This window comes from Rhodopirellula maiorica SM1 (assembly GCF_000346295.1).
Classification (GTDB): Bacteria; Planctomycetota; Planctomycetia; order Pirellulales; family Pirellulaceae; genus Novipirellula; species Novipirellula maiorica.
Genome location: NZ_ANOG01000352.1, coordinates 1 through 9,696 on the forward strand (window position 1 = coordinate 1; position 9,696 = coordinate 9,696).

The 9,696-nt window shown below is 53.4% G+C and carries 9 protein-coding genes; 4 read left to right on the forward strand and 5 right to left on the reverse strand.

Annotated features, from left to right (window positions below; translation table 11 throughout):
- Positions 1–620: lyase family protein (locus tag RMSM_RS11330; protein ID WP_040765756.1), on the forward strand; the 620-nt coding region annotated here is incomplete at its 5' end.
- A gap of 187 nt (positions 621–807) precedes the next feature.
- On the opposite strand, the gene RMSM_RS11335 is transcribed toward RMSM_RS11330, so the two are convergent.
- From RMSM_RS11335 to RMSM_RS11355, 5 genes are all read right to left on the reverse strand, one after another.
- Complete coding sequence (locus RMSM_RS11335; RefSeq protein ID WP_040765763.1) at positions 808–1,392, reverse strand: LURP-one-related family protein; 585 nt, start codon at positions 1,390–1,392, stop codon at positions 808–810.
- Between the two features lie 121 nt (positions 1,393–1,513).
- Positions 1,514–1,918, reverse strand: coding sequence for a DUF3467 domain-containing protein (locus RMSM_RS11340; RefSeq protein WP_008695641.1), 405 nt, complete (start codon positions 1,916–1,918; stop codon positions 1,514–1,516).
- Positions 1,919–2,212: 294 nt separating this feature from the next.
- A complete protein-coding gene (locus RMSM_RS11345; protein ID WP_008695644.1) occupies positions 2,213–4,399 on the reverse strand; it encodes a peptidase M50 in 2,187 nt (728 codons plus the stop codon).
- A gap of 194 nt (positions 4,400–4,593) precedes the next feature.
- Positions 4,594–5,487, reverse strand: a complete 894-nt coding sequence (locus tag RMSM_RS11350) for an efflux RND transporter periplasmic adaptor subunit (RefSeq protein ID WP_008695646.1) — start codon at positions 5,485–5,487, stop codon at positions 4,594–4,596.
- A 69-nt stretch (positions 5,488–5,556) separates the two neighbouring features.
- The gene (locus RMSM_RS11355) at positions 5,557–7,608 is read right to left on the reverse strand and encodes a GAF domain-containing protein (RefSeq protein ID WP_008695647.1); all 2,052 of its coding nucleotides are present in this window, start codon (positions 7,606–7,608) and stop codon (positions 5,557–5,559) included.
- 351 nt (positions 7,609–7,959) lie between these two features.
- On the opposite strand from RMSM_RS11355, the gene RMSM_RS11360 reads away from it, so the two are divergent.
- The 3 genes from RMSM_RS11360 (at position 7,960) to RMSM_RS11370 (ending at position 9,651) form a co-directional block, all read left to right on the forward strand.
- Complete coding sequence (locus tag RMSM_RS11360; RefSeq protein WP_236622096.1) at positions 7,960–8,394, forward strand: hypothetical protein; 435 nt, start codon at positions 7,960–7,962, stop codon at positions 8,392–8,394.
- 143 nt (positions 8,395–8,537) lie between these two features.
- Positions 8,538–9,086 carry a DinB family protein gene (locus RMSM_RS11365; RefSeq protein ID WP_081614124.1) on the forward strand — a complete coding sequence of 183 codons (549 nt, stop codon included), beginning with the start codon at positions 8,538–8,540 and terminating at the stop codon, positions 9,084–9,086.
- Between the two features lie 124 nt (positions 9,087–9,210).
- Positions 9,211–9,651 (forward strand): SixA phosphatase family protein, encoded by a 441-nt coding sequence (locus RMSM_RS11370; RefSeq protein ID WP_008695654.1) that lies wholly within the window; start codon positions 9,211–9,213, stop codon positions 9,649–9,651.
- Positions 9,652–9,696 lie beyond the last annotated feature (45 nt).

Here is a 9,696-nt window from a genome sequence, read left to right on the forward strand (position 1 = left end):
AAGAGTGGATTCTATGGAGTACGGTCGAGTTTGATTTTATCAAGATGCCACACGCGTTCTGTACCGGCAGCAGCATCATGCCGCAAAAGGTCAATCCGGATACGCTGGAACTGACCCGCGGCAAATCGGCTCGCGTGATGGGCAATCTGCAAACGCTGATGTTGTTGGTCAAAAATTTGCCATTGGCGTACAACCGTGATTTGCAAGAAGACAAGCCGCCACTGTTTGATTCGTTTGATACCGTGATCGCCTCGCTCGAATTGGCGATTCCGATTGTCGAAGGTTCCGAGTTGCAGCGAGATTCGATTGCCAGCCGTTTGGAACGAGGTTATTTGGACGCAACGACATTGATGGAGTGGATGATTCGCAAAGGCATGCCGCAGCGTCGAGCACACCATTTGGTTGGCGCGATTGTCGGTGAAGCGATGAACCGTGACGTGCCACTGAGCGAGTTGCCGCTGGACGTGATGCAGTCACACGCAGCAGAGATCGACGAGTCGGTCTACGAGATCTTGGGCAGCCGGAAAGCGGTTGAAGCGTTCGTCAGTTACGGTTCGTCAGCACCCGAGCAGGTGCGAGGTCAAATCGAACGTTGGACAAAACAGCTAGCCTCGTCATAAGCATCGCTGCCACATACGCCATTCGCCGTAACGAAACTCGCCAAGTGTTTCGGAGGTGAATTAAGGGCGTAGGGCCGGTTCCTACCGGCCAATTACAACGCGCCCAATCACAATGCGGCCGGTGAGAACCGGCCCTACGTCTGTTTCGAAACTTACGCGTCGAATTGTGATTTGCTGGGCGAAACGCTTACCCCCGGCCGCGTTCTAACAACACCAACATGATCATCCCGAGAAGCGATCGCAGTTCGTCGTCTTCGGGCATTTCACCAAGTTTCTCGAGTACAAATTTGCCCTCAAATACCGCAGGTCGTTTGGTTAGCCGCAGCAGTGGCGTTCCGTCTGGCCGAGAAACAATATAGCTCGGATTCAACAGGTAGGCCGCGACCAGTCCGATGATCGGAATTTCGCCCAGCAGACTTTCGAGCACTTTCTTCATCGGACTCTCTTCATTGATCGTCATGTCGATGGCACCGTTCTGCATGATCTCGTAATGGGCGGACCATAGCGATTTCATGCCCTTGCGGCGGACCGCACCCCATTCGTTGCCTTGCGCATCGGTGAAGTGATAGTTGGCGGAAAAGTCGATCATGCGATCCGACGCGATGGTGAAGATCAGATTCGATTGGCTGGAATCACTATAAATGTTCACCTTCTCTTTTAGCTTGAACATCTTTTGCTTGATGAACATCAACACGTTTCCGCTTGCGTCGGTAGCGGTAATACGCTGGCCAAAGGTCATCAACTTGAACGTTAATTCGATGGGGTACTGCATGGTGATCTCGGTTGGAATCGATTCGCAAACATCCAAATGGGCACAAAAAAAGCCGCGTCACATTGAAACGTGACGCGGCTTAGTCTAGCTGATTTCACTGCACATGTTGCAGCGTGACAAATTAGCTCTTTTGTCCAGCTTGGTTTTGCTGATTCAAACCGGGACGAACTCGCTTGTTGATGTCGGTTTCCAAAACGCCGAATACCGATTCGTGACGAGCGACCGACATCTGCAGTGCTGCCAACAAACGCTTCGCGGTGAAGAAGTTCACGATGATGCGTTGCTTAACTTGGATGGGGTCCTTGGGAACGCCGATCGGTTGTGGGTTCAAACCGAAGTCGATGATCAATTCTTCAGGCGATCCGGTTACGCGGCAAAAGTTTGCGTAGCATGCCAACGCGTTGTCATCAGTCACTTGGACTTGGACAGGTTGTTGTTGCTGTGTTTGTGCTTTTTCCGCTGGGGCTGCAGCACTGGTGGCTGCTTCTGGTGCGTCGGCTGCGGGGCTCTTGGTCTCGTCTGCCATCAGTAATTTCACTCCGAAAGGTAAAGAAGAAATATCATGTTGTTCTCGCATCACGAACAAGCGAAAACGGGTGGGCGTAAAAGTCGTCTCGGGTTTGCCGCCCGAATCGCACTCTGTCCCAGTCAGCTCACTTTCTGTTATGCCTGCGTCACCATGATCAAAAACATCCTGACAATTCGCATGCTAACAATATGGGGGGCTGCTGCAACGTGAGACGACCTTGTTCGATTAAATATTTGTCAATGTCTGTTTTGCCGTGTTAAACCACGCGAAATGCGTAACTTGGCGAGTTGTTTACAACTCAAAGTTGAAGGTCTTCGCAATCACTCGCCACAACCGTGATCCCAGCGACATCGGGTCGACGTGCACCTTGGCACTGCCTCGGTAACCCGGTCGCAACGTCAAGTTTTCAGGGTCCAGTGGTACGCGTGCTTGGTAGGAAACGCTTCGAGGTTTGATCATTCCCGTAGTGGGGTCAATTTCAGTTTGTAGGTCGCCTCCGGTCTGGCTAGCCATCGATGACGAGGTTGCTTTGAGTGGGTCGTTTGATTTTTCCGAGATCGTTCCGCTAAAGGTTTCCATGCGGTTTGCATCAAGTTTCATGTCGACCGATTGGCCGACGCGGACCAATTGGTCGTCGCCTTGATCGATCACCAATACGGCTTCGAACGCATCTTGACTGCCTATCTCGCAAATCAGGTCATCTGCCGTCAACATCGCGCCTCGATTTCGTTCATCAAGCGGCGATCCGGTCCAACCGGGCAACCGGCCGTCCTCGGGATCTTTCGAGTCGCGTTCGGGTGGCGGCAAGACAAAACCGTCACGATTCGCACGAATTACCAATCGCTCTAACTCTTCTTCGGTTTTTGCACGCACCGAGGCCAGCGAATGGAGCAATTCAACTTGAGTTTCAATCGATGCTTTTAGCGATTGGTCATAGCTGCTGCGGAGCGACAGATTGCGAAGCTTGATGGTTTCGACTTCCTCTTCGCCGCGATAATCGGCCAAGCGAATTTGCAGATCGGGGTTCTCTAGGACCGCGATCTTGTCTCCGACACGCACTTCGGTTCCCGGCTCGACCGTCCACACGATGCGTCCTGGGGTTCCGGCATACACCGCCCCAGCCTGACTAGGGCGAATCTCGAGGGCGCAATCCACATGATGGGGAAGCTCAATTTTAACAACGGCAGCGATGGCCAGCCCGGCGATCGCCAGCGTCGCCAACAAACGGCCACGTTTCACTTTTGATAATCTCCCAGGCGTACGACAAAACTTCCACGTTTGGATCACCGGTTGGGCAACCAGGCCAAAGAACCCGACCACCGCGACCATCCGTCCAATCACTTGAAGCCCATACGGTTCGAGCACTTTGATCACGAACCAACAAATCGAAAACACAACGACCCAGCGATAAATCACACTGGCGACGGTAAACATTCCGAACATGAACTTGCCCCGAGTGGGCATGAACGGATCGTCTTGTAACTCCAAACCGAGACACGTTTCTTGGAACCATCGCTTCAGCACTTCGGTGCTCTTTTGGCGAAGGTTCGGTATCTCTAAGAAATCCATCAGGATGTAATAGCCGTCGAATCGCAGCAGTGGGTTACCATTAACCAACACCGTGCTGACGACGTTCAAAAACATCATGTTCAAACACAAATCGTTAATCGTGGTGCCTTGTTCACTGAACCACCACACAAACGCCGCAATCGACGCCAAGATCATTTCGACATAGATCCCGCCGGCACCAATCCAAACGCGTTTCCACTTGTTCGGCAACATCCACGAGTCGGACACGTTGCAGTACAGACAAGGCGTGAACACCAGCAGCATAAAGCCGATTTCGTGGCATTCCCCGCCGAATTTTTTACAGCTCAACCCGTGACCAAATTCATGCAGCACTTTCACTAGCGCCATCGTGATGGCAAGAATCAACCAGCGATCGGCAGCAAAAAACTGCTGGAACGTCGGTAATTTCGCATACACGCTCTCGTATTGACTGGCCAACAGCAGTCCCGCCGCCCCGCACAAACCAATGAAAAAGATCAGTGCCGGGACGGTAAAGATCCAACCGAACCACGGCAGGATTGCATTCAGGATTTTTTCAGGGTCAAAGCCACGGAATCGCAGCGCAAAGACATTGGACATCTTGCCCATGACTTCTTTGTTCTTCTTTTTCCGCCCACGCTCGCGGAGTGCTTTTCCTTGCCCCGGAGAATTGCTGATCACCAATCCGCTGCGGTGCAACATTCCGATGAACTGTTGCAAATCGCCAAAGGTGATTTTTTGCGGAGCGAAACGCTGCTCGAATCCATCCTTGATCTGCTGCAGGCTGACATGCCCGTCGAGCATGTTCAAGATGTAATACTCTTCGTCGTGAAAACGAAAATACTGCAGACCGACAGGTTCCTTGACGACCCAATAGCCAGTGCCTTGATAGCGATGTCGACTCGCCGTCAAGTCAGGTCGTTTGCGCACCGTCAGCGGCCTTGAGGAGCTGCTTACGAGTGATTCAGCAAGTGTGGCCATGAAGTAGAAAGGTGAAGAGTGTAAAAAGTGGGATAGGCTTCTAGTCGGTCATGTCGGAATCGCTAATATCTGCACCGGCGATTCTCGAAGCGAGACTGGATGCTCACAGAGGCGACCGCGAAACCGATGCGACGATAGGTGAATTACTTCAGCACGGTCATTTCGGCTCGCATTCCTGGCTTGACCAACCACTGCTGGCCCGCTTGCTTGTTTTCGATGTTGACCGAGATTCGATAGAGTTTGTCCAGGCCGATCTCGCTGCCGACGAAGTCGACCTTCGCATCGAAAGTGACGGCGTTTTCATCGCTTGAATCGCGATACACTCGCACGCGAACCGGCATCCCTTTGACGACTTGTTCCGAATACTGCCGCGTGTCGATGTATCCTTCGACTTTCAATTTGTCCAATTGCACCAAGGTCGCCACTGGGCTTCCCGGTTGCACCCATTCGCCAAGCTGGGCAATTCGAGCTTCGACGTAGCCATCAAAGGGAGCGGTGATCCGGCGTTTCTCGATCTCGTATTCCGCCATTTGACGTTCGCTCTCTTTGGCTTTGAATTGAACCTTGGCGATCTGCATCTGCATTTCCGCCAAGTCAATTTTTAGCTCTGCCCGCGTCGCTTCGAAACGTTTCTTTTCGAGTTCCCAAAACGGGATCGCGCCTTCACGCCGGAGTTCTTTGAAAGCTTCTAGCTCAGCGAACGCAAGGTCCTTTGCATTTTTCGAATCCTTCAAATTGACGTCGTTGGTCGCATTGAGCAAGGCTTCTTTTTCTTCGGCCTTCTTTAGCTCTAAAGCAAATTTTGCCTGTGTGTCGTCGATCACAACCATCAATTCGCCGGCGGTTACAGTCCAGCCTTCATCGAACTTTAACTCCATTACCTTGCCATCGACTTCGGCAGGCACATTCACATTGTTGATGAATTTGACCGTGCAATTCTCGGCATGAATTTCGTTCGTCGATGTGTTGGAGGTGGTTTGAGCCAACGCAGGAGTCGCAAACGCCATCGCGACTGCGGCAATCATTGTTTTGTTCACAGATTCAAACTCGATTTCATTGGGGGCATCATGATGGGACAGCTTCGGTACACCGTCGCATGGCTTGTACTAGAAGAAGAATTTACAGCACCACTCGTAGATCTCGTGAAAGAACACAAATCCACTCGATCGGCGGCCGCAGTAGACTTTGGCAATCACCTTGGCTCCGGGACGTGGGTGCAGTTCTTGCAGCGAAGCCTGCTCGGGGTAGGCTGACATCTTGATCACCGCGCCATGTTCTTCGTTCGGTTCGGCGCGAGCCGAGATGTCGGCGACCCTCAGCGATGCGTCCAGCTTCTTGTCCGGATCGGTCGCCAAAATGTAGGTCACATCCAGCTCGGTGGACTGAGTCTCTTTGACGTATTCATCCAAATGACCTTCGCGTTTTTCAGGAAGCTCTAGCTTCAGGAACAGCGGTTGGCCAAGATCCGCCACCTCCAACAACACTTGTCCAGTGGAAATGGGGCGGCTTCGCAACATCTTTTCGACGTCCCACGAAGTCACGATGCCATCGATCGGCGAACGGATGATCAGTTGCTCGGCGCGATCAACTAGCAGCTTTTTCTTTTCGATCAACACCCGTCGTTTCGTGTCCAACTCGCTGACTTCGCCTTCGAGAGCACGTCGTTCGGCAGGTTCCAAAGATTTTCGTTGAGACAGCTGTCCTTGGTTTCGCGCCTTTTCAGCCAATGCGGTTTGGATCTGGCCTTCGATGTCCGTCAATTGAATTTCAAGATCGCGGTTGCGAAGCCGCACAAGTTCTTGACCGACGGTGACCGGTGTATTGTGGTCGACTAGAACTTCGATCACCTCGCCATCGATCGGAGCAAAAATCTCGCGTCGTGCTTCCGGCGTCAACGTGCCTTCGGCTTCGAGGGTGAAGTCTTTGGGAATGAAAACCAGGGCCAGCACAGCGGCAATGATCAGCGCGACAACGCCAAGCGTTTTCGGGAGCGTTCGGGCTCGCAATACCCAAGTTGCACGTCCCAGTGCTCGCCAAACCGGCATCAAGAACAAATTGCTATGCGACATCGAATTAGCGATCGCACGTGTGCCGTGCTCGTACACCAAGTCGCAACGCGCGTGAAAGATTTCAGTCGGAATGTTGCTCTCGATTTGCTCGATGATCAATGCCCCGATGACTTCACCACGGTGGGCATTATCGCGGTCGATCTCACCCGCGGCACCGGTGTCGGCTTCGGAACCAAGTTTTCGTTGCGGTTCGCGGAGCGGCAAAACCGCGATGCTGCGACCATAGGATTGGTCGACGTAGTCCTCGAGTGCCTCTTCGATTTGAGGCGGCAAATCTTCGGTTGATCCGTCATGCCACAGCGGTTCGCCAGCCGCTACCACTCGCGTGGCTAATTGATTCAGCGATGCGACAATATTGGATCGATTCTCGATTGTGTCTTGGCCGCTAATCGCTTTGACCGTGCACTTGCGACCCTTCTTGATCGCCACACTGACACGGTCACATCCGATCAACCGCCGTCCTTCGTTGGCGACGATGTGAGCGGTTTCCATCAAGTCGAGCGATTCGTGCGATGCTCGGGCGAAAGCGTCTGCTTGTTGCCACAGCGTTTGGCGATCGCCAAGTTTTTGTAGCTTCTGGCCTCGCAACCAATCGGCTGCCAGTTCACACATCTGTTGAACAAACCGCAGGTAACCACGCTGGGTGTCCGGGGCGGTGTCAGGCCGCTGGAAAATTTCGATCAAGCCATCCTGTTGTTCGTCGTGCTTAAGTGCACCGAGAACGAGCAGGTAACGCGTCGGATTGCCTTCGGCTTCGCCATCGGTGGTTCCCGAATAGGGAGGAACGATCAGCGATTGCCCCGTGTTGGCGACACGTTGAATCAAGCGAGTGTGACGCGTCGCGTCTTCGGAATCACCCGACAACACGCTCGGTTCAGCATTGATTTGGTACTGCAGCTTTAGCTGGCGATCTTCGTCTAACAGCCAAATGGCACCGCCGGCGGCGGCCAGCGCGGTGATGATGCGGGAAAGCAGTTCAGGATAAAACTCGCCGGCCGTCGCTCCGGATTTCGAGAGCGCAGCAATCTCGTTGACCAGCGAGCGGATCTGAGCTTTGGTTTCCTCAACGGTTTGTTGATTGACCGACATGGCGTATTTCGGTGCTCACGAGGGAGTGAATAGGGTTAAGCGTCTGTCGACAGTAATGAATCGAGCGGTTCGCCGCCATGTTGACCTGAGCGGTTACGCAAGAAACACAACTCGCGGCACCGGCCTTGCCGATTGATGCGGATAAGCTGCATTTGCCCATTCTGCGCCGTTGCTTTATTCCCTCACGGTGAGGCGAAAATAGGACATCTCGGTAGACCAGCGAAGGAATTTTGCCGACGCGTCTAGACAGCTTATACAAATTGTATAAACTCGTCTAGACTGAGCGGGGGGATTTGTTTTAAGTTTCTCGGCGGTGGCTGTTTGTTCACGTTCCTTTCGCGTTTCGATTTCATGCTTAATCCCGATCCCGCTGATTTATCGCTGCAGCGACAGGACGCCGATGGATCGGGGGCGCTGTCGAGCGAGGTGGCGGGGGCAGCCATCGAAGATTTGCAGCGTGAGATCAGTCGGCTGCAGCGTTCGATCCGGCAGACGATTCAGTCTCATTTGAACCGGTTTGCCGGCGAGAATTTTGGATCGTTACAGCAGAACCAGCAGATGGCCCAAGCGATTCACACGCTTTTGGAGAGTCATGGATTGCGGGTCCAGTGCAGTGAATGCGGGCACCCGGCGATTTTGCGAGTCTCGGCACGCCCGGGGATCGAGCATGGTGCGTTTGTGTTTGACCATACGATTGATCGTCGTCGCACGTTCCACGGCGGTCGGGCGGTGATGCCACAAATTCGGCTCGTTTCGAAACCTGCACGAAAAAAAGCCGCCAGCTGAACCGCCCGCTGACATCCACCCTCCTAGCTTGCGTTGTCGGCGTCGGGAATCGAGCTCCTTAAAAAAGGAGCTGAAGAAGAGGGCTGACGTTGGCACCACAGCGGGCTCGTTTTCATTTCCAATATTTTGGTATGATCCCGGGCATGAGTACGGAAGAAAACAAAACAGCGGAACTGACACCGACGCAAACCACCGAGATGTTGAGGGGGGCGATTGGTCAGATCAAATTCGCTCGCAATTACACCTTGGAATTGCTGGCAAAGACTCCGCAAGAACTGTGGTTCAAGATTCCTGAGGGGATGCCGACCAACGTCGCTTGGCAAGTCGGGCATTTGGCGGTCAGCCAATATGGTTTGTTGATGTTTCGCATTCGTGGTCGCGGGCCCGATGATCTGGAGTTAATCCCTGGGAAATTTCGCAAGGCGTATGGCCGCAGCAGCGTGCCGAGTGATGACCCCTTATCGCAACCGACGGCGGATGAGTTGTTGGCTCGATTGGCCCAAGTGCACGAGCAGTCGATGGCGGTGCTTGATGCGGTCACGCCCGAGGTCTTGCTCGAACCGGTCGATATGCCTTACGCCGCTTACCCCAATAAACTGGGTGGCGTTTTGTTTTGTCCAATCCATGAAGGTATCCACGCGGGCCAGCTTGGCGTTTTGCGGCGAATGCATGGACTCGAACCGGTGCGGTAGGTGCCGGCTATCGGTTTGCACGATTGTCGTTGATCGCTCCGCTGATCACACGGTTTTCTTGAGCCGCTGACACCGGCCTTTGAATTGAATCAATCTTTATCTATAGACGAAGCAATAAAACAACATGGATGATCCATCCGCGGCGGCTTTGGGAAAGCGTCATCGATTGATTCTGATGCGGCATGCAAAGAGCGACTGGTCAGACGGAGGGCTTTCGGATCACGACCGTCCCCTTAATAAACGCGGCAAGCGTGATGCGCCGCAGATGGCCGAGTGGCTTCGCGAGATCGATTGTTTGCCCAACGTCGTCCTTTGTTCATCGGCGGTGCGAACGCGAGAGACGCTTGAACGGATGCAGAGTTCATTTGGCTCGGATGTTGTCGTTAGCTACTCAGAGTCGCTGTATCTGGCGTCACCCGAAACGATCAGTAATGTGATCGCCTCGGACCATTGTGATGCGTCCACCGTCATGGTGCTCGCGCACAACCCTGGGATGGCGTATCTGGTTTCACAATTAGCGGGACAGATGGTCGACATGCCGACTGCCGCGATTGCCTATTTTTGAAGTTTCCGTTACTGATTGGAGCAAGTTCCGGCTGAGCAGCCCGGT